This window comes from Caldithrix abyssi DSM 13497 (assembly GCF_001886815.1).
Classification (GTDB): domain Bacteria; phylum Calditrichota; class Calditrichia; order Calditrichales; family Calditrichaceae; genus Caldithrix; species Caldithrix abyssi.
The window spans coordinates 4,447,739-4,468,543 of the sequence record NZ_CP018099.1; the positions used below are offsets into that span (position 1 = coordinate 4,447,739).

17 protein-coding genes are annotated in these 20,805 nt (G+C 45.6%); 3 read left to right on the top strand and 14 right to left on the bottom strand.

Features of this window, described 5'->3' with window-relative positions; all coding sequences use genetic code 11:
- Positions 1 to 13: 13 nt before the first annotated feature.
- Positions 14 to 3,286, bottom strand: coding sequence for a PD-(D/E)XK nuclease family protein (locus tag Cabys_RS17475; RefSeq protein WP_006928062.1), 3,273 nt, complete (start codon positions 3,284 to 3,286; stop codon positions 14 to 16).
- Between the two features lie 204 nt (positions 3,287 to 3,490).
- Here Cabys_RS17475 and Cabys_RS17480 point away from each other — a divergent pair, with 204 nt between their 5' ends.
- A complete protein-coding gene (locus Cabys_RS17480; RefSeq protein ID WP_006928061.1) occupies positions 3,491 to 5,080 on the top strand; it encodes a glutaminyl-peptide cyclotransferase in 1,590 nt (529 codons plus the stop codon).
- A gap of 648 nt (positions 5,081 to 5,728) precedes the next feature.
- Here the strand turns inward: Cabys_RS17480 and Cabys_RS17485 are convergent.
- The 12 genes from Cabys_RS17485 to Cabys_RS20175 all read right to left on the bottom strand — a co-directional run bounded on the left by Cabys_RS17485 (position 5,729) and on the right by Cabys_RS20175 (position 16,427).
- Positions 5,729 to 5,929: a hypothetical protein gene (locus tag Cabys_RS17485; protein WP_006928060.1), complete on the bottom strand. Its 201-nt coding sequence runs from the start codon at positions 5,927 to 5,929 to the stop codon at positions 5,729 to 5,731.
- A 124-nt stretch (positions 5,930 to 6,053) separates the two neighbouring features.
- On the bottom strand, positions 6,054 to 7,382 hold the full coding sequence (locus tag Cabys_RS17490) for a hypothetical protein (protein ID WP_006928059.1): 1,329 nt from the start codon (positions 7,380 to 7,382) through the stop codon (positions 6,054 to 6,056).
- Between the two features lie 539 nt (positions 7,383 to 7,921).
- Positions 7,922 to 8,527, bottom strand: coding sequence for an adenylyl-sulfate kinase (cysC, locus tag Cabys_RS17495; RefSeq protein ID WP_006928057.1), 606 nt, complete (start codon positions 8,525 to 8,527; stop codon positions 7,922 to 7,924).
- Positions 8,528 to 8,546: 19 nt separating this feature from the next.
- The gene (sat, locus tag Cabys_RS17500) at positions 8,547 to 9,719 is read right to left on the bottom strand and encodes a sulfate adenylyltransferase (protein WP_006928056.1); all 1,173 of its coding nucleotides are present in this window, start codon (positions 9,717 to 9,719) and stop codon (positions 8,547 to 8,549) included.
- A gap of 161 nt (positions 9,720 to 9,880) precedes the next feature.
- A complete protein-coding gene (locus tag Cabys_RS17505; RefSeq protein ID WP_006928055.1) occupies positions 9,881 to 10,846 on the bottom strand; it encodes a DnaJ C-terminal domain-containing protein in 966 nt (321 codons plus the stop codon).
- Positions 10,847 to 11,103: 257 nt separating this feature from the next.
- A complete protein-coding gene (locus Cabys_RS17510) occupies positions 11,104 to 11,607 on the bottom strand; it encodes an Hsp20/alpha crystallin family protein (RefSeq protein ID WP_006928054.1) in 504 nt (167 codons plus the stop codon).
- Between the two features lie 26 nt (positions 11,608 to 11,633).
- Positions 11,634 to 12,035, bottom strand: coding sequence for an Hsp20/alpha crystallin family protein (locus Cabys_RS17515; protein ID WP_006928053.1), 402 nt, complete (start codon positions 12,033 to 12,035; stop codon positions 11,634 to 11,636).
- A 22-nt stretch (positions 12,036 to 12,057) separates the two neighbouring features.
- Complete coding sequence (locus Cabys_RS17520) at positions 12,058 to 12,492, bottom strand: Hsp20/alpha crystallin family protein (RefSeq protein ID WP_006928051.1); 435 nt, start codon at positions 12,490 to 12,492, stop codon at positions 12,058 to 12,060.
- A gap of 1,052 nt (positions 12,493 to 13,544) precedes the next feature.
- Positions 13,545 to 13,958, bottom strand: a complete 414-nt coding sequence (locus Cabys_RS17525; protein WP_006928046.1) for a J domain-containing protein — start codon at positions 13,956 to 13,958, stop codon at positions 13,545 to 13,547.
- A 716-nt stretch (positions 13,959 to 14,674) separates the two neighbouring features.
- A complete protein-coding gene (locus Cabys_RS17530; protein WP_006928045.1) occupies positions 14,675 to 15,517 on the bottom strand; it encodes a glycosyltransferase family 2 protein in 843 nt (280 codons plus the stop codon).
- On the bottom strand, positions 15,514 to 16,113 hold the full coding sequence (locus Cabys_RS17535) for a 5'-methylthioadenosine/S-adenosylhomocysteine nucleosidase family protein (RefSeq protein ID WP_006928044.1): 600 nt from the start codon (positions 16,111 to 16,113) through the stop codon (positions 15,514 to 15,516). The genes Cabys_RS17530 and Cabys_RS17535 overlap by 4 nt, the downstream gene beginning before the upstream one ends.
- A 152-nt stretch (positions 16,114 to 16,265) precedes the next feature.
- On the bottom strand, positions 16,266 to 16,427 hold the full coding sequence (locus tag Cabys_RS20175; protein ID WP_006928043.1) for a hypothetical protein: 162 nt from the start codon (positions 16,425 to 16,427) through the stop codon (positions 16,266 to 16,268).
- 100 nt (positions 16,428 to 16,527) lie between these two features.
- Here Cabys_RS20175 and Cabys_RS17540 point away from each other — a divergent pair, with 100 nt between their 5' ends.
- Together Cabys_RS17540 and Cabys_RS17545 are read left to right on the top strand one after the other, a co-directional pair.
- Entirely contained in the window at positions 16,528 to 16,782 is a 255-nt protein-coding gene (locus Cabys_RS17540; protein WP_044281088.1) for a hypothetical protein, read from the top strand.
- A 384-nt stretch (positions 16,783 to 17,166) separates the two neighbouring features.
- Positions 17,167 to 19,326, top strand: coding sequence for a DUF5916 domain-containing protein (locus tag Cabys_RS17545; RefSeq protein ID WP_006928042.1), 2,160 nt, complete (start codon positions 17,167 to 17,169; stop codon positions 19,324 to 19,326).
- Here the strand turns inward: Cabys_RS17545 and Cabys_RS17550 are convergent.
- A complete protein-coding gene (locus Cabys_RS17550; RefSeq protein ID WP_006928041.1) occupies positions 19,323 to 20,555 on the bottom strand; it encodes a tetratricopeptide repeat protein in 1,233 nt (410 codons plus the stop codon). The genes Cabys_RS17545 and Cabys_RS17550 overlap by 4 nt on opposite strands.
- Positions 20,556 to 20,805 lie beyond the last annotated feature (250 nt).

The window sequence follows — 20,805 nt, forward strand, 5'->3', positions numbered from 1 at the left end:
TTTGTTCTACCTCTCATTCGCTTTCTCCGCCATTATTCTGCTGGACGGCCTCTGGCTTTTCTTTTTGCAAAGCGGCAATGCGTTCCAGTTTTCCTCTCACCTTTTGACACATACGCCGATATTCACAATAGCTCTCGCAAAAGCGGTCGCCGGGATTAAGGGTGTGATGAAACACGCCGTTTTGAATCTGCCCAATGTAAGCCAGAGCGAATGCAACGGAACGATTGAGCATCTCGTTAAATGTCAATTGATGCCCGTCGTTTTCATCTACCAGGTTTTTGTTGGGCAAAAAGGCCCGAGTGCTGGAATCATGCAGAGATGGGCAGTTGCGGTCGGCCACTGCCGCTTTCAATTGCACTTCATCGCTCGATTTTAAAGAGTAAAGTCCGCCGTAAACCGGGGTGCACTTCGGCAAAATTTGCGGGAGCGCCGCCAGGTAAAGGGGAATTTGCAAAAGGCGCCCCTCATTAATTTCGTTGATCAGGCCGCTGCCCACCGAACCTGTTTTGTAATCGATGATCGCCGCATGACCATGCTCATCCAGGTCAACGCGATCGATTCGGCCCTGCAAACGCAGCGTTTGATCTCCGCTTTTCAAAAGCACAGCCTCTTTGATCGACTGCGGGTCCGCCGGAAAATCGCCGCTGTAACCAAAAGACAGTTCAAAGTTCTGCGGTAAAAAGGGCATGGAAGCGGCGCGTTCTTCCTCTTTTTCCAGGAAAGCCGGCAAAATGCCTTTCAGCCGCTCGTTGCCTGAAAAACGCAGTTTTTCCATCTCCCAGAACAGACCGCTGTAAGGCAGGGCGGCAAATTCCTCCAGAGCAATGGCCAATAAACGATCGGCAAAACGCCAGGGCTGATCCTGCTGGCCGATTTCTTTAAGCTCCGAGTAAAAGCGGAACAAAATCGTGTGCAATAGCTGACCGCGTTCCAGCGGGGTTAGCTCTTCTTCCATTCCGGCCGGCGCTTCGATCTTTAAAACATAGCGTAAAAAGAACTGCATGGGGCAGCGGGCGTAAGTTTCCAGGCGACTGACCGACCAGGTGTGGCGCGCGTATTTTTGCCTTAACGCGTCGGTCACTACGGTAAAGAGGGACAAGTTGCCTTCATATTCTGAAAAAGCGCCGCCCATGGAACGCGCCAGACTGATGCGAATTTGATCGATTAAATTTTTTAAAAGCGTTTCGTTTTGCGGCTGCAGGGCGCGCAACAAACGCAAATTTTCTATTGCCCCCTGCCGCAGCTCCGGATTAGCGATCCACTGCAGGTTAAGACCAAATTCCTTCCACAATTTTTGTTCGTTTTCAAAAAGCGGATCATCGTCGGCGGGCTGTTGCCAATCGACCAGCGCCACATCCTGCAGATCGGCCAGAAAAGAAGAAGGCACCAGCGCCTCTTCCTGCTGGTATTGCGGATAGGTCAAATAAACCTGACTGGCGCCGCCATCCAGCAACTGGTAGAACAAGAAACGGTCCTGATCCAGCAATTCTTCGCTGGCCACCAGCCCCAGCTCGTATCGCACGCGATCGTTAAAAAAGATATCTTTAACCGAAGCGCGCGGAAAATCGCCGTCCACCAGTCCGCCCAAAAAAAGCGCCTCGAAATCGACGGACAAAATTTCCAGACGGGGCATGATTTGTACGCCATAATCGGGCCATTCAGTAAGGTTGTAGGTAGCGGTTAACACGGCGCGTTGCAGGCTTTCCATCAACTGCCTGCTTTTAAAAGACGTCTTGCCGTAAATCAAAGAAAGCGTCCACAAGCTGCGTTCAAAAACCTTGACAAAGCGGTTGTAAGCCCGAAAGTTGTGCTCCTTCTGGCGCTCCGTAAGGCGGGGATTCTCTGCTTCGTACCACCTCAATAAGCCCAGACGTTCGCAAAGTTCCAGGTATTTTTTACGGAACGCGTCGGCCGCCGCCTCGCGCGGAAAGGCAAACAGCGGCTGCAAAAGCGTTTTTAATAGCTCAACCTGCTCCAGCGCCTTTTCCTGGTTCCAGCCGTTTTCTTCATCTGCCCGGGCCTGCAGCGGGATAAAGCGTTTTAAGGCTTCAAGACTTCTTTCGTTCAGGGCGCGGACACGCGCCTTAACGATGATGCTTTTCAACAGATCAAAATCGATTTCTTCAGGCTTTTGCACAAATTGATTTTGTAAAAAGGCCAGGGTCTGCTCCGCCGGGAAATCCTCTTCGATGATGGTCAACACATCTAAAAAAGCGGAGATCAACGGCGAGCGGATCAGTTCAAAGCCGGTGGAAAGATTAAACGGAATGCCGAAATCTTCAAATACCTGGCGGATGGTTTGCGCGTACTTTTCCAGATGGCTGAAGGTGACAGCTATTTTGTGCAACGGAACGCCCTGCGCATTTAACTGTCTTATTTTTCCCGCAATAAAAGCCACTTCTCGTTCTCGACTGCTCAACCCCACCACATGAATGCGCTGGCTGAGATCGTGCTTTTGGGGGCGATCCTTGCGATTGAACAGAAAACGCGCCAGAAAGGAAGGCGTCGATTTGTGTTCGATCCGGGCGCCGATCAGCTTAAATTTTTCCAGCGCCTGGAGCGTGTGCCGAAACAGTTCTTGATTGGCCTGCAAAAAGTCCAGCTGCACATGCACTGGCAGCCACTGCCCCACGCGTTTGATAAAATCGATCATGGGCGGACTGAACAAACCGTAACCGCTAATGTAAAGCGCCTTAACCTGCGGAAACAATTTTTCGAACTGCTGGCGCGTAACCTGGCGCGCGGCCGTGGTCCTGGCAAAGGGTTCGTCAATAAATTCCGCGCCCAACTTTTCTTCGATCTTCTCCAGTAACCGCACAAAGTCGGTAAATTTTTCGGGATGCACTTCCAGCTCCTGCGGGTCTTTGCCGGCCAGCTCGGTAGAAGTAAAGCCAAAACTGCGCAGCTCTCCGGTCATTTCCCAAACGCGGTTAACCAAACCGCCCTTCACCTGCTGCCCGCGCGTTAAATATTGAAACGCTTCCGCCTGCTGTTCAAGAATTTCCTGGATCAACACCAGCATGGTGTCGGCGGGCAGCAATCTCGCCGGATGGGGCAAATGCTGGTAAATGTGCAGCAATAGCCGGTCAAAAGTAAACACCGGCGGATCAATCAAAGCGCGTTTGCCGGCCAGGTTGGTCAGGGTGCGCTTTAAACGACGCACGGCGCGGTTTACCGGCACAATTACCAGCGCCGTTAAATGATTCTGCTCAAGGTGTTCGCTGATTTGATCCTGAAAAGCAAAATAAGAGCCCGGCGCCCTGCAGGTAACGTAAATATGATTCATGATAAGGTTTCATTAATTGTACTCAAGTACACCAAATTTAGACCTTTTGGATTTTCAATTCAAAAAAATATTGCAAGACGCATTGGAAGAACAGCGCTTGTTCTTTTATTACCGGACAGAATTCCTCTCTTTAAATGGATTTATTCTGCAGAATCCACTAAATTTAGGGGCGGAACAACTTTTGGACAAAATGGAGGTGCTGTCATGCGCTTGTTAAACAGTGTTTTAATCTTGTTGGTTGCGTTGACCGTAACCTGGAGCTATCCGGGGAAGATGCTTAAAAAAATTGCAACGCCGGGTAAATTTTGCACGGGACTGACCTTTGACGGAAAATTTTTATGGGTGGCCGATTACAAAGCGGATCAGATTTTTAAGATTGATCCTGAAAGCGGGAAGGTTGTGCACCAGATTCCCTCGCCGGGTTTTTGGCCCATGGGGCTGGCCTGGGACGGGAAACACCTGTGGAATGTGGACGCCAAAGCCAAAAAGATTTATAAACTGGATGCGCAGTCCGGCCAGATTTTAACAGCGCTTGATGCCCCTTCCGCTGATCCGCAGGGGCTGACCTGGGACGGCCAGACACTATGGATCAGCGATGCGCGTAAAAACCGCATTATGAGTCTTGATTTAAGCGACGGTACGGCGGTTAAACGCTACAAAGGGCCGGCAAAACGCGTAAATGGCCTTACCTTCGACGGAAAATATTTGTGGGCCAGCGATCGATTGCAAAACGAAATTTACATGATCGATCCGCAAAACGGTGAAATCATTCTGATCATTGACGCGCCCGGCCCCTATGCGCGCGGTCTGGCCTTTGACGGCAAAAATCTGTGGTGTGTGGACTACCAGAACGATCAGCTTTATCAACTGGTGCGCAAGGACGACGAAAAGTTCCGCTTAAAAGACAAGCGGCACGCCCGCATTACCCTGACCGATCAGGTAAACGCTTACGGAAGCGGAAGCATCCACAGCCTGGAATTTTACATTGCCGTGCCACAGGAGCTGCCAAATCAGAAGATTCTCAAAAAATCCTTTACGCCCCAACGGTTTAAAATGGTTCAGGATCAGTGGAATCAACCGGTGGCATTGTTTCATTTTCAGGACATCCAGGCTAATGCAAAAGTGGAAGTGCAGATGACCGTTGAAGCTGAAATTTACGCCATCGATTATTTTATCTTCCCGGAAGATGTCGGCTCTTTACAGGATATCCCCACAGAAATCCGCCAGCGCTACACGGCCGACGGCGGCAAATATTTGTTGAATGATCCTTACATTCAAAAAACCGCCAGAGAAATTATCGGAAACGAACGGCATCCTTACTGGATGGCGCGTAAAATATTCGATTTTGTCAGAAATCAACTGGAATACAAGCTGGAGGGAGGCTGGAATGCGGCGCCGGTGGTTCTACAGCGCCAGACCGGTTCATGTTCGGAATACACCTTTAGTTTTATCGCTCTTTGTCGGGCCGTTGGTTTGCCGGCGCGTTATGTGGGCGCCATTGTGGTGCGCGGCGACGACGCCAGCATGGATGAAGTGTTCCACCGCTGGCCGCAGGTTTACCTGCCCAATTACGGCTGGGTACACATCGATCCTCAGGGCGGCGACAAACCAGTGGCGCGCGACAGGGCCATGAACATCGGGCACCTGAGTAACCGCTTTTTAATCACCACCCTCAACGGCGGCGATTCGAAATATCTGGGCTGGTATTACAATTACAACCAGATTTACCAATGCGATCCGCAATTAAAGATCGAAATCGAAACGTTTGCCGAGTGGGAGCCGCTGGAAAATTAGCGCACGCCGTAGCAAAACTGTTCAGGGAAAACCTTCGCCCTTACGAGTACGGCAATTCTCTTCCTATTTTACGGATAAGGGCCAGTAAAAAAAATTGCACTGGCCATTATTCCCACGAAGGTGTGGTTTTTACACGCGCTCGTTTCGATACGTCCCGCTCCCCTTCGGCTGCGCTCCCTTCGACTCCGCTCAGGGAGCGGAGTGGTACGGTTGTTGAGCGAAGTCGAAATAACCGTTGATTGTGAAGGAACTTTCATCGACGGCGCTCCCCCTTCGACTACGCTCCCTTCGATTGCGCTCAGGGAGCGGTGAAAAAGCGAGCGGTTTCAGCCCGCGTTCTTTGTGAAGGATTGATTCACAGCTTAAAAGGCCTCCGGCTGAAAATTGCCAGAGACCTTTTTGTTTGAGTTTACTTAATCAACATCATCTTTTTCGACTGCGCAAAGCCTTTATCCGTGGTCAGGCGGTAGATGTACACGCCAAAGGAAAGGTTTTGAACCGGGAATAATAGGATTGAAGGATGGACTTGATTTTAATGGCTCAAAGAAAGGTAATTTTAAAAATTAGGAGCATATTTTCGACATCAAAAAAGCTTAATCTTGTTAATCTTGTAATCAAGAAAATCATGGTTCAGAACAATTTGCCCTGTCACAACACCGCCCGTGCTTCGGCGCCGTCGGCGTGGAAAACGACCGCTGTTTTAATGCTATCGGAATACTCAAAGTCAACATCCGTACCATCCCAGTACTGAAAATAACCGATAATATTTTGCCCGTGGGCGGTAAAGGTTTGCTGGGCCTCGGCTTTGACGGAGTAATAGGGATTACTGTGTATTAAGATTTTGTTCAATCTAACCTAACCTGATTATTACAGTTTAAGTTTTCGTATCATTAAATATCAAGAAAATTATAATTATCATTTTTAATATATGAATATTTCTTCTTAACATTTCTCTCTCCTCTCTTTAATAAAATTATCTAATTCCCATATAAATGATTGCCTTACGGTTCATAAGCCATCCAACGGCTACGATTAAATCTCTTTTAATACTTATTTCGTTTAAGTTCCCACTTATTTGAGGTAACTCTTTACCGTAATAATGCTTCCAATTTAAACCATTAAAATGAGATAGATGACCATAACCACCACATAATACAATATCATTCAGACTCTGTCCTCTAATACCTGAAATATACAATAACGGTTGACTTTTATCTTCTTGCCATGAAGCATTTATTCCATAACTCTCAAATAGTCCAGCACCACCTATATAATATTTTCGTTCAGGCTTAAACCAGATTGCGGCTAAAGACATGTCAAGTTCGGAATCATTTAAATATTTTACCGTATTATTTTGAATTAAAAGAAGTTTTTTTCCTTGTGGTATTTGACCTCCATTTGAAGCAAGAGCGATTATTTGAAATTTATTATTTTCTGTTTTTGCTCCCCAAATATCACGAATATTTATCTGAATACCACTCTCAATCCGCTGCCACTTTTTCCCGTCGTAATGCGCAATTAAACCGCTATTGCCCACAACGTACAAATCCGAACTCGAGGTGCCCCAGATTTTGTTAATGGAACCATTTATTTGCTTAATAAAACTGCAGTCATTAACAAAATTAGCACCATTATATTTAGTAATACTGGCGTCGATATGTCCAAAAACAATATTATTCTTAGAAAAAGCAAATACCGTTTTAATAGGAGGATAATCTACACCGCCACAAGCATTTGTTTTTATCTTTCTCAACTCCCATTTCTCCCCATCCCAGTGTGCGGCGTTGTACTTGTCGTTTGCCGTGTAAATCTCGCCCACGGCCCAGATGTCGTTCTCATCAATAATGGCCACGTCGTAAAAGCTGCTGCTGCCGCCTTCGCCGCCAAATTCAAAGGTTTGCCAGGTAAAATCGTGACTGGTGGTGTCCATGGTGGTGGCAGTTACCGTGGCGCTTTTAGTCAGCAACTCAGCGCCGTCATAAACCGCCGCCTTAAAAGAGTAGTCGGTGTTGGGCCACAGGCCGTCCACGTACAACAGGCTGTCTTCAGCGCTCAGGGGCTTTTCCATAATCAATTTGTCGTCTTTAAACATCTTGAGCGTTTTGGTCAGGTAATCGTTTTTCGCTTGCAGGCTCAGCCAGGCTTCGGTGCAGGAAACGTCCAATACTTGCAGCTGCAGGTTTTGTGGGTTGTAAACGGGTTCGGTGCTTTTTTTGCAAGATGAAAGATTAAAGATTAAAGATGAAAGAAGGAAAAAAGACAAAAGACAAAAGACAAAAGAATTAATTTTTCTGGTTTGCATGGTTTTGCTCCTGTTGTTTTGTACGGTTGTAGGTATTGGTAATTTACGGTGGGGAGCGCAAAAAATAAATAAAAATCGTTCGTTTATGGATTAAGGATGGTCGCTCTAAATTGGCCCAAATTCGGGGGGGGATACGCATGTACACCATTTTTTCTTCTACAAAAATTTTCAAAAGGATAACCATCTTCATGGTTCAGTCCCTTATTTTAAATTTAAAAAAATCCTTTTAAAGAGATGAACCGTCCGTGGAGGTAAGTTAACTAATCAAAAATAAGATATGAAAAAATAAATTTCAAATGAAATTGGTTGGTTTTTGGTTTAGGGGTTTAGGGGGTTTAGGGGAGAGTGGCCACTCGCTCCCCTTCGGCTGCGCTGAGGGAGCGGTTTTTATCTCTGTGGCTGATAGGTCCCACCAGTGGATGAATTCTACGCGTTAAATTTTGCATGTAAGCTGATTCGTGGTTTAGCGGCAGGTAATCTCTCATTTAATAAAAGCGCGATTTCAGACCGGAGATGAAATCGCGCTTTTGAGGTTGGAATCAGATGATTTTCTTTTCTTTCAGATAATCGATGACCATCTGCGCGCTATCTTTTAACGACAATTTACTGGTATCGATCACCAGCTCCGGATTGAGCGGTTCTTCGTAAGGCGCGTCGATGCCCGTAAATTCTTTGATCTCGCCGGCGCGCGCTTTTTTGTAAAGGCCTTTGGGATCGCGCTCTTCTGCCACTTCCAGCGGCACTTTAACAAACACTTCGATAAATTCGCCGTCGTTTAACAGAGCGCGGGCGTTGTCGCGGTCTTTTCGGTAAGGCGAAATAAAGGCGGTCATGGTAATAACGCCGGCCTGAGCAAACAGTTTGGCTACCTCGCCAATACGCCGGATATTTTCTTCGCGGTCTTCCGGTGAAAAACCAAGGTTTTTATTTAAACCGTGGCGAATATTATCGCCATCCAGTACAAAGGTTAAATGTCCCATTTTGTAAAGCATCTCTTCCACGGCATGGGCCAGGGTGGACTTCCCGGAGCCGGAAAGGCCGGTAAACCAGATGACGCAGCCTTTTTGTTTTAACAGTTTTTCACGGTCTTCTTTGGTAATCAAAGAAGGATGCCAGACAATATTGGTTGCTTTTTGAACGGTCATGTATTGTTCTCCCTGAATTTTATCCGTTATTTTTGTAGTAGTCCATTAATATTTCAACCACTTCCGGTCGGCTAAATTCTTTTGGCGGTCGCTCGCCCTTGGAAAGCATTTCGCGCAATTTGGTGCCGCTGATCAACAGGCGATCTTCTTTACCGTGCGGACAGGTTTTCATGGAAGCCATGCCGTCGCACTTGTAGCACCAGAACGTCCAGTCGATCATCAAGGGCTGGATGTGTAATTTGCCGGCGGGGATCTCTTCAAATATCTTCTGAGCGTCAAACGGACCGTAATAGTTGCCCACCCCGGCGTGATCGCGGCCGATGATCAGGTGCGTACAGCCGAAGTTTTGACGAAAAATAGCATGGAGTACGGCTTCGCGCGGTCCGCCGTAACGCATTTCCATGGGGTAAACTTTTAAAACCACATGATCGCGCGGGTAATATTTGTCAAGCAGCACTTCGTAGCACTTCATGCGCACGTCTGCCGGAATGTCGCCCGGTTTCAGTTTGCCCACCAGCGGATGGATGAACAGACCGTCGATGATTTCCAGCGCGATTTTTGTTACAAACTCGTGGGAGCGGTGGATTGGGTTCCGCGTTTGAAAACCGGCGATGGTTTTCCAGCCTTTTTCGGCAAAAATTTTACGCGTTTCGGCCGGACGTGCGTAATAGGCGCCGAACTCATCTGCGTAGTGTAATTCGCTAAAAACTTTAACCGGCCCGGCCAGATAGATATCGTGTTGGGCGTAAACTTTAGCCACGCCAGGATGCGCTTCATCATCGGTGCGAAATACGTTAAGCGCTTCGTGTTTTTTGTCGTAAGCGTACTTTTCTTCAACCACCATGGAGCCCATCAATTCGCCGCTCTCGTCGTCAACCAGAGCCACCTCGTCGCCTTCTTTCAGCGCGTCGGCCTGTTCCTGTGAGACGGAAAGTGTGATGGGAATTGGCCACAACGTTCCATCGGCCATTAACATGTCGGTTACCACCGTTTTGTAGTCTTTTTGGCGCATAAAGCCATCCAGCGGGCTAAAGGCGCCCATGCCCAGCATGATCAAATCGGAAGTTTCCCGCGAGCTGAGGCGCACCTGCGGCAGTGATTGGGCTTTTTCTTTTGCTTCTTTAAGAGCCTGTCCTTCAAGCATTAACGGCTTCAATTCACCTCCGTGTGGAGGAACTAATTTCGTACTCATCGACCTCTCCTGTTTTCATTCATTGATCTTTAAATAAGAATAATCAAGGGGCAAATATAAGAAAAAAATTGTTTTAATGTGTGATTAGTTTGGCAGAAAGGGAAAAAGATCATTAAAAAACTAAAAGCGGCCAGCCCGGCGGAGGTGAATTGGATCGCTTTTTATTTGCGCAACCGGGCTAACTCGCGAAACAGTTGTTTTTCTTTTTCACTCAGGTTTTGCGGAATTTGCACATTTAGCTTAATGTACAAATCGCCAAAACGTGTTTTACTGGCGTCTTTGGGCATGCCCAGACCTGGCAGACGAATGATCTTGCCGTTGTTGCTCTCGGCCGGGATGTTGACTTTTACTTTGCCTTTAAGAGTTTGAATTTGTGCGCTGCCGCCTAAAACCGCCGTGTAGAGATCGATCGGCAGCTCCATGTGCAAATCATCGCCCGAACGCGTAAAAACCGGATGCGGTTTCAATCGCACAGTGATCAGTAAGTCGCCGTTGGGCCCGCCGTTAATGCCCGGGTTTCCCTTGCCTTTTAGTTTTAAAATCTGGCCGTCTTTTGTGCCGGGTTTTATTTTCAGCTTAATCGTCTGGTCATTAATTTTGAACAGCCTGGTTGTGCCGTGATACGCTTCTTCCAGAGAAATTTCAAGCTCGGCATGCACATCCTGACCCGGCATTGCATAGGATTGGGCATAGTCCGACCCGAATGGAGAGCGCTTTCTGCCGCCAAAAAAGGCGCCGAAAATGTCATCCCCAAAGCCGCCTCCAAAGGCGTCGCCAAAGATGTCGCCAAAGGCAAATTCATAATGGCCATTATTATCCGAGCCAGCAAAGTTGTAGTGCTGCTGTTGCTGATACTGCTGGTACTTTTCGTACTGCTGGCGCGTCTTCTCATCCATTTGTTCAAATTGTTTCCAGTTTTCTCCATAGCGATCGTACAATTTTCGTTTCTCGGGGTCTGTTAAAACAGAATGGGCCTCATTGATCTGTTTAAACATCTCCTCCGCCTGCTTATCGCCAGGATTTTTATCCGGATGATATTTTGCCGCCAGCTTTCGATAGGCTTTTTTAATCTCTTCGGCGCTGGCCGTCTTGCTCACTCCTAATATTTCGTAGTAATCTTTTTTCATTTCCAATTCACCTCCTTACTTTTTTTCTCTCCTAGAGTTCTGCAAAATGCACATACATGTCATTTCGAATTCCGATTTATCGGGATGAGAAATCTTCTAACTTCAACAAAAACAAAAGATTTCTCGTCGCTCCGCTCCTCGAAATGACACTAAAATTTACATTTTGCAGAACTCTATTTTTCTCTCCTGCAAATATGCAAAAGGCCGACTGAGCTGCCGGCCTTTTGCTTAATGAGGAGGAGTATGTGCGTTTTTAATTATTTGGTTTTAACCTCAATCTTTTTGGCCTTCCGTTCCGATTCCGGTTTTTTCGGTAAGCGCACTTTTAGCACGCCGCGTTTGAATTCGGCTTCCACCTTATCCGGATCAATCTCTGCCGGTAGAGGAATATCGCGATGGAAACTGCCGTAAGAGCATTCACGACGATAGAAGTTACCTTCTTTTTCCTCTTTTTCTTCTCTCTTTTCGCCGCGCAAAGTCAACACGTCGTCAGAAATGTTGATTTCAATATCCTCGGCATCCATGCCCGGCAGCTCTGCCGTAACGATGATCTCTTTGTCCTTTTCCTTTACATCCACGCTGGGGACAAAAGAACCGCTCACATCGCCGAAAAAGCGATCCGAAGTAATTTCGTTAAAAAAGTTGTCAAAGATGCGGTTTATCTCTTTTTGCAAGCTGTAAAATGGGCTAATCCATTCTTCGCGACGCACAGGCACATTCTTTTTCAGAAAATTGCCCTGAATCAGATCACGAATTGCCATAACTCCTCACCTCCTTTCACTGCAGGTTATTTAACCTTAACCTGAACTTTTTTAGCTTTCACCGGTTCAGCCTTCGGCAAGGTCACGGTCAGAACACCATTGTGATATTCTGCTTCAATCTTGTCCACGTCGATGTATTCGTTTACCGTAAAAGAACGTTCGTAATCGCCCAGATCGTATTCGTTGTAAACCAGTTCGTAACCTTCGGGAATATCGTAGTTTACCTGACCACGCAAGGTCAGCACATCATTGTCCAGCGTTACATCAATGGTCTTCTCATCCACGCCCGGCATTTCGGCTACCAGAATAATGGCCTCGTTGGTTTCATAAATATCCACTGCCGGGGCGAACACTTTGCGATCACGGGTTCTTTCAACTTTTTCTAATTTATCGCTTTCACGTTTTTGCAGTGTTTTTTTGTCTGCCATAGTCCTCACCTCCTTTCATTAATTATTTGCTTTTTACCTGAATTTTGCGCGGTTTGTCGGCTTCAGCGCGCGGTAAAACGATGGTCAGAACGCCTTTTTCAAAATTGGCTTCTACTTTGTCGTTTTCTACCGCATAAGGCAACGAGATGGTGCGCTGAAAGCTATCCACATCGATTTCCTTACGATGGAAGGTAACATCCTTTTCAGGTTCAGGCAGTTTACGTTCTCCCTTGATGTGTAATTCGTCATTCAGCACGGTAATCTCCAGTTTATCCGGATCGAAACCGGGTAATTCGGCCGTAACAATCGCCTGGTCGTCTTTAACCCACATGTTGATGGCCGGATAGCGACGAACGGCAACACGGCTGAATGTATCACGGAACAGACGGTTCATCTCGTCATGAATGCGATCCAATTCGCGCCATGGATCTACCTGCCACATTCTTGCTAAGGTCATGGTTCATCCCTCCTTTCTTGATTGTTTTCGTTTTCGCCTTTTAACAATACAAACCTCGTGCCACAACCGTTAATTTCTGTATTATCAACAAGTTCTAAGTTTTTTTAAAATATTAGAGCTAATTGAGCGCTTGACAATATGACAGCGATTTTGCAAAAATTAAAGAAAGGTGTGAAAATATGACAAGTCGGAGACGGGGGGGAATAATGTAAGAGTTTAAGAGTTTATGGGTTTAGAAGTTTAGGATACTTCCTTCAAAAAATGTAATGTCTTAGCGTGCGAAATTTTTTGTGCTGCTGTATTGGTTGAATAGTTAATTAGTTGAATGGTTGAATAGAAATTTATAAATGCGCAAATATTGAACATCATTGGAGAAAAATTTCCAACGAACAGTTCTTCCTACTCTCCCAGACTCTTTTTCTTGGAAAGGGGGTGAGGGAAAGAAAAACTTTATAAAAATACATTGTCTTTGACTTCTGGGACAGCCCCAGAGAGCAGGGGGGCAATTGAAACTATTTTTAACTTAAAACATTCTTTGTGCCTTTTGTGAATTTTCTGTGCGCTCTGTGGTTGTTTAAATTCCTGCGGGAATGTTTTTGTTTGCTGGTATGCTTTACTACAATTAAAAATTATCACACGAAGTGGGAGGCTGTGCCCGAATTACGGATTACGAATAGTAGAGTGCCGGTTTGCTTAGCTTGCGTCTTAAATGTTAAATAATTTTCAGCGATTATTGGCGTAATCTGCGAGAAAATTACTTTGCGCACGTTGCGGTTGATTTTGGTTGCGGCTACGCTGCCTTAGGGGTAATTTTTGAACCTTGATTAGTCGGATTGTTGGATTGCCTTGATTCAGTGCTGTGCGCCATAAAAAACTTACACACAATTGTAAAAAGAAATTTTCAAAGTAAAAACGTTAACTCTTGTTAATCCTGTAATCACGAAAATCATGGTTCAAAAGGGCGGTTTGAGATCAGCCGACTGTTTAGCTGTGGAGCTGCTAATCATGCCTGCCCGGGTAGAGTGGGCGCCGCTTTAAAAGCTTAATCGCCATTAAAAGAAAAAATCATCATCAAAGAATCGGCGCAACAGGTAACGACGCAGCCTTTCAAAATATCGTAGTTCTTCCTCCAGAATCGAATCAAAATTCCCGGCCCCTGTCTCCTTTCTGGGAATAAGTGGTTCTGGCCTGCCTCGCCATGTACTCTTCATACTCTTTTTACCGGATTTATCGTAACCTACCACGTTCACTTTTATTGTTTCCCCTAAGTTTTCATTGTAGGTTTTACGCTTTTGCGGATCGATTAACGTATGGTATGCTTCATTGATCTCCTTAATCTGTTCATCTTCTTCACAGCGCCCGGTCTTATCAGGGTGGTGTCTCTTTACCAGGTCGCGGTATGCCGATTTTATTTCCCGCGTTGTTGCCGTTCTTTTTACGCCCAGTATTTTGTAATAGTCCTTCATTTTTAATCCCGCGATTCTTCCCATTCCTTTTATTAATATAGATATGAGCCATTCCCCTTAAAGTTACATTAAATCGGCCCTTTCATACCTTAAGAAAACTTTTCTCTTAAAACACAAAATAAAAAATACCTAAAAAATTTTCCTGCCAAAAGACTGCCGCGCTTTTATTTAGCAAAATTTTTATTCTGCCTACAGAATACTGCATGCCTAATAGGTGTCCGGCATAGAGGTATTATTCGGAGTTGAAATTTTATTAACGTTAACTTATTTCCCTACCGCTTTACCCATTCCCAATTTGGTTGCCCTGTGGGCCTGCCCTGGTGGCGTGTTTTTTAGAATAATTCCTTCGTAGCATCTAGTCCCGCCCTTTCGGGATTCGAAAATTTTTGTGCCGCAGAAATGGTTGATTAGTTGATTAGTTGAATGGTTGAATGGCAACTGTCCACGTTCAGCGTTAATCTCTCCCAGACTATTATTCTGGAAGAAGGGGGGGGGCGGGGAGTGAGGGCTATTGTAAAATTTTTCCTATTTTTTTATAAACATTCATTTAATATCGCTTTTAGGACAGCCCCGGGAGCAATTGGATTTGCTTAACTTTTCTCTCAAAATAATTTGTTTAATCTTTTTCTGCGATTATTTTCGTAATCTGCGAGAAAATTACTTTGCGCACGTTACGGTTGATTTTGGTTGCGGCTAGGCTGCCTTAGTTGATTAAATCAAAGATTTTCTTTTAGTGAAATTAATTGTTCCCTGTACCTGCGCCATTTTTCTTCTAATTGGAAATTACGCCTGCCGCGCTTCTGGTAACCGGAAATTAAAACCTGCAGCTTTTTTAAAACCTCCTCCAGAGCGGCCTGCCGCAAATCTGGCGGCAGGTTGTTTTCTTTTAAATGTTTTTCGATAGCCAATACACGATAGTAGTCCATACCCCAATATTTTCTGGACAATTGATCTTCGTGTCCGCCATACTTTACGATGCCCGGCCTGGAATCGAGCCCAATCGGGAACAGGCGCGCCACACGCAACCACAAATCGTAATCTTCGCAAACAGGAAAATTCTCGTCAAACAAACCGACCTTTTTAAAAACGGATTGATGAATGACCACCGCCGACGGTGAAACAATGCACAGCGGAAGGGACTGCCTGAAGATCCAACCACCGTATTTTTGATGCTTCTTTTTGGGATTCACCCGCTTGCCATGCCGAATCCAGATTTCCTGTGATTGAAAAATCAAATATTGGGGATGGCTCTCATGGAATTCGCGGGCCATGGCCAGCTTTTCAGGCAGCCACTCATCATCGCTATCCAGCAGGGCAATCCACTCTCCCCGGGCCAGCCGAATACCGGTGTTGCGCGCAGCCGATACCCCTTTGTGCGGCTGATTAACGACGGTGATCCGCGTGCCAAACTTCTCCAGAATGCGGGGCGTTTCATCGGTTGAGCCATCGTTAATCACCAGAATTTCATGGGCGGCTTCCGTTTGCGCCAGCACCGATTCGATGGCGCGCTTCACCATTTGTGGTCGGTTGTAAACCGGAATGATTACGGATATTTTCATTTTTCAATTTGTAAAATGGATTTTAGTGTTTCGAATAAAATTAGACTCACGCTTTTAAAATTCTTTTTAAACTGCATATTGGCCGCGCTATCGGCCAGGTCGCTTACGCCTTTAAGCGCAAAGCACTCGATGTGCCGCTCATGGCAAAGCGCTGCCAGGTAAAAACTTTCCATATCCACCAGGTCGGTTTTAAACTGTTCCCGAAATTTGTTTTTTTCTCCACCGTCGGTCAGGGCTTTGGCAACCGTTAACAAACTGGCCCGCGCAAGGCGCCCAAAAGTCTCCGGTACGGGGAGCGCCAGTGTTTGTGAACTGCCGGCATGAATAATTTTTTCAATCGCAAAAACCTGGCCAATGCTGACTTGCGCATTTAGTGCGCCGGCAAAGCCCATCAATACAACCTGCGACGGCCGATACCGTTCAAGATACGCTTTAAAAGATTGAACGGCGCGCTGTTCCCCGACTCCCACACGCAAAAGATCAAAATGCCTGTAGCGCCGCAGCGATCCTGCCCCGCAGGGCAAGGCTTCAACCCGCGGCATGGCATGGATGATCGGTTCTGTTTCTGCGCGTAACGCGCTGACAATGGTTAACATGTAAAGAAATTAGGCTGGCTAAAGGTGGAATGCAATAGAAGAACAAAAAAGTGAGTAAATCTTTATTTAAATATATGGGGTCAAAAGATTTCTCTCTTCGTTCGAAATGACAAATCACGCTTTAATGACAAATTAACCTTTTTAGAGAGAATTCATTGATAAAACATCTGTAAAATTCCCTGTAAAATGGGGCGGCCTTTCCTGGCCACTATTTCCTTCATCTGCTTTAAAATATCTCTGGCCACATCATACGCCATGTAAACAAAAGGAATGGCCATCAGCACAAAAATCAGGGTCGAAAAGAATGTTTTCATCACGATCCTCCATATATTTTTAAATGCAAGACTTCTGCAAAACGAAAATTTTTGCGTCATTTCGAAAATCCCGTCATGCTAATTCGGGATTCGAAATGGCATGTATGTGTATTTTGCAAAACTCTGTTTAAGTGACATGTACGCAACCAATTCCCCTAAAGTTGCATTTAAAATTCCAAGGCAACAAAGCCTCACCCAAAACCAACCGCAACGCGCGCAAAGTAATTTTTTCGCTGTTTACGCCAATCATCGCAGAAAAATGATTAAACAAATTATTTTGAGAGAAAAGTTAAGCAAATCGGCACTAATTACGCCAGAGGCTGTCCCAAAAGCGATATTAAATGAATGTTTATAAAAAAATAGGAAAAAGTTTACAATAGCCCTCACTCCCCGCCCCCCCTTCTTCCAGAATAATAGTCTGGGAGAGATGAACGCTGAACGTGGACAGTTGCCATTCAACCATTCAACTAATCAACTAATCAACCATTTCTGCGGCACAAAAATTTTCGAATCCCGCCCGTGATGACCGAATCTTTCAAGGGAAGTATCCTAATCTGGCATAAATTTTATCTTTTCTGCGGACGTCCTGCATGAGTTAACGGTCAATACACAAATTTCAATTACAGAAAATGTTCATTTTTGCCGATACTTTTTTTTGAAAAATAAAAACAGATTGCTAACTTATTAGCTCATCAAAAATAAATATCATTAACGCTTTAACGTATGGAGTAACAGGTAAATGAAACGGCGCTTTATTCTACTTTTTCTGCTTTTAACGGTATTCAATTCGTGGGCTCTGGCGCAGGGAGGTCGTTCTTTGCCGGACGTTTTACAGGCTGTTAAAGTAAACAAGCCGCCAAAAGTCGATGGGATTTTAAACGAACCCTGCTGGCAAAAGGCGCCTAAAATTTCCAACTTTACGCAAAGGGAGCTAAACGAAGGACAACCGGCTACAGAAAAAACGGAAGTGGCTGTAGTTTATACGGCCGAGGCGCTTTACATCGGCGTTTGGTGCTACGATAGCGAGCCACAAAAGATTATTGCCAAAGAGATGAAACGCGATTTTTTCTCACGCAGCGAAGACAGTTTTGAAATTGTGCTGGACACCTATCACGATCGGCGCAACGGCTATCTTTTTGTAATCAACCCCAATGGGGCCCGACGCGATGTTTTGATTGGCGACGAAGGTAAACAAATAAATTTGAGCTGGAACGGTGTGTGGGATGTGGCTACCAAAATAACCGAAGAAGGCTGGTTTGCAGAAATTGAAATCCCTTTTTCCACTTTAAATTTTCCGGATAAAGATGAACAGATCTGGGGCATCAATTTTGAGCGCAATATTCGCCGCAAAAACGAGCAGGTACTCTGGCAGGCCTGGTCTCGCGATTACGACATCGAAATGCTCTCGCTGGCCGGTAAGCTGGTCGGGCTGCGCGGGATCACCAATCGGACGCCCTGGGAATTCAAACCATACGCCACTCTGGGGCTGCAGAATGAAAGGGACACAGGTTTTGACAACATCGCCAAGTTTGGCGGAGATGTTAATTACCGAATCACATCCAATTTAAAATTAAACATAACGGTTCATACCGATTTTGCCCAGGTGGAAGCCGACCGGGCGCGCATCAATTTAACGCGCTTTTCGTTGTACTACCCGGAAAAGCGGCAGTTTTTTCTGGAAGGCAAGTCGGTTTTTGATTTTCGCGTAGATCGTCTGGCGCAGGTCTTTTACAGCCGGCGCATTGGCCTGCATGAGGGAGAAGAAATACCCATCATCGGCGGTTTACGATTGCTGGGTAAAGAAGGCGGCACCAGCATCGGCGCTTTATCCATCCAGACGGCTAAAAAAGGCGATCAGCCATCAACCAATTATTCGGTACTGCGCATTAAGCAGGATATTCTGTGGCAATCTTATGTGGGAATAATCGGAACGGCCAGGAATGCCAGAGATACGTCCAATTATGTTGGCGGCGTGGATTTTGGCTACGCAACGTCCAGCTTTTTGGGCGACAAAAATTTACAGTTTGGCGCTGCGCTGGCCGGCTCGCGCACCGATGGCGAAAAAATGGAAGATAATCTGGGCTACAAAGTCTATTTTAGCCTGCCTAACGATTTTATTGAATACGACCTGGCCTATCGCGTGGTTGAAAAAAATTTCAATCCGGAGGTCGGTTTTTTACGTCGCAGCAACTATCGCCATTTGTACACGGAGTTGCAGATAAATCCCCGCCCATCTTTTTTGCCCTGGGTGCGCAAGCTGGAATTTAAACCGCTGGATGTGGATTACTACTGGAATAACGACACGGGCGCCCTGGAGTCCTTCGAAGCGGAATGGCGTCCGCTGGGAATTGGGCCAAAGAGCGGCGACTGGTTTGAATACAACATTCAAAGAATCTTCGATCGGCCAACCGTCGCCTTTGAACTGCATGACGGGGTGATTATTGAACCGGGCAATTACTGGAATACGCGCCATGAAATAAAGTTTTTTAGTTTCGGGGGACGTCGTCTGTTTGTTGGCAACTCAACCAGCTGGGGAGGATATTACAACGGAAAACGCACCTCCAGTTTTTTTATGACGCGCCTCAACATCAATCGCCATCTTAATTTAACTGCCGATTACGCCTTCAATTATCTTCGTTTTGAAGAAGCCGATTTTACAACCCATGAAGTGGGCGGCCGCGTGGAATATGCTTTTAATCCAAAATTGATTACTTCACTTTACGGACAATGGAACAACGATGATCAGGAAATTCTATTGAATTTTCGCTTAAGCTGGATTCCAGTCATCGGAAGCGATTTTTATTTTGTAATCAATCAGGTCTGGGATACGTCGGATTCCCGCGTGAAGCTACAGGATATTGCCATTCTCTCTAAAATTGTCTGGCGATTTGTCCGTTAAAAGCTCATTTTAGAAACGATTAAATTTTTTAACGATTGCGCCGGACTGTAATCGGGCTTCAGGTTCAGGGCCTTGTTGCAATCGGCCAGGGCTTTTGGGAAATCTTGCAAATCGAAATAGGTGAGGGCGCGCATGTGGTAGCCCTCGTGCTGGTAGGCGTCAATTTCCAGTGAATGACCGAAATCTTTTAAGGCAAGATCGTATTTCTTTAACATTCGGTAAGCCAATCCACGATTATTCAACGCTCTCAGATTCTGGGAATCGAATTTGTAAGCCTGGGTAAAATCTTTAATGGCTTTTTCGTATTCGCCCAGAACAAAATAAGCCATGCCCCGATGGTTGTAAACAATGGAACGGATGGCCGGTTTGAGCTTTTGCCTTAGCAGTTGCGAGTAAATTTGGATGGCCTTGGGAAACTGTTGTTTACTGTGAGCCTCCAGCGCCTCAAACAATTGCTTTTCAACGCTCGATTTAGAAATAATGGCCGCCGGCAGATCGATTTCTTCAAAGGCGCTGTGACCGTTCCCGGGAATAACCGAACCGTTTGGCAGCAGAATCTTTTGCGTCATGGTGTAGTCGCACTTTTCGCGCAGGGTTTTAATGGCCTTCTGGTAATCGCGAATTTCCTGAAAAATAATGTCGCTTAATGTCAACGTGGCGTTTAATGATGCCAGTTTTCGTTTGATCGGCTCGTTTAACATGGTAAAGTTGGCCTTATAAATCAACTCGTGCTCCACTTCGGCCCAGGCATCCTGCAAAATGGTTCGCAGCTGCAGTTCACAGGTGCGGCCGCTGTACGGAATAAAGCCATTAAACTGATCTTCCGGCAGTTCAATGGTCAAATGGATGGATTCGTAGCTGAATTCATTAATCGGTTTTCCCGCGCTTTTGTGTTCAATTTCAATGACCTTAAAATGACTGCGGATGATGGATTCAACATATTCAATATCTTCCAGAAAAGGGCAAATAATCCGCATGCCAATTAAGTCGTTAATGATGATGGGATTAACCTCCTTTTGACGATAGCGAATCAGTTTCTGGAAGTAGCTGTCAAACGATTTTAAGCGATATTTGATGTTAAAGTTGATGTCGGTTTTAATTAACAGTTTGCGCACCTGACGGTACAGACGATTTAAATTGTTTTCGTAATCGTGGCGGTAGCGTTCATAAAGGATTAAGAGCCGCTGGCGTTCGGAGACGGAAGGTTTTAATTGAATGCCGCTTTCCATTTTTTGAGGCTCCTTTAATTTTATACTAAACCGGGTAACGGTTAATTTAATATGAAATCAAATTAACCACAATGTTTTGACCGTGCGAACAATTTTTACGATATTTTCAAATTGATTCGCTTGTTTTTACGCCAAAGGCCCTCTTTAGTTCGTAATGGTTTTCCCATGCAATTGCTTTGCCCAATATTGCCCGTTTTCTCTTGAAAGCAATCGCTAAAATGTTTAATCTTGCGCAGGACATTAAAATGAT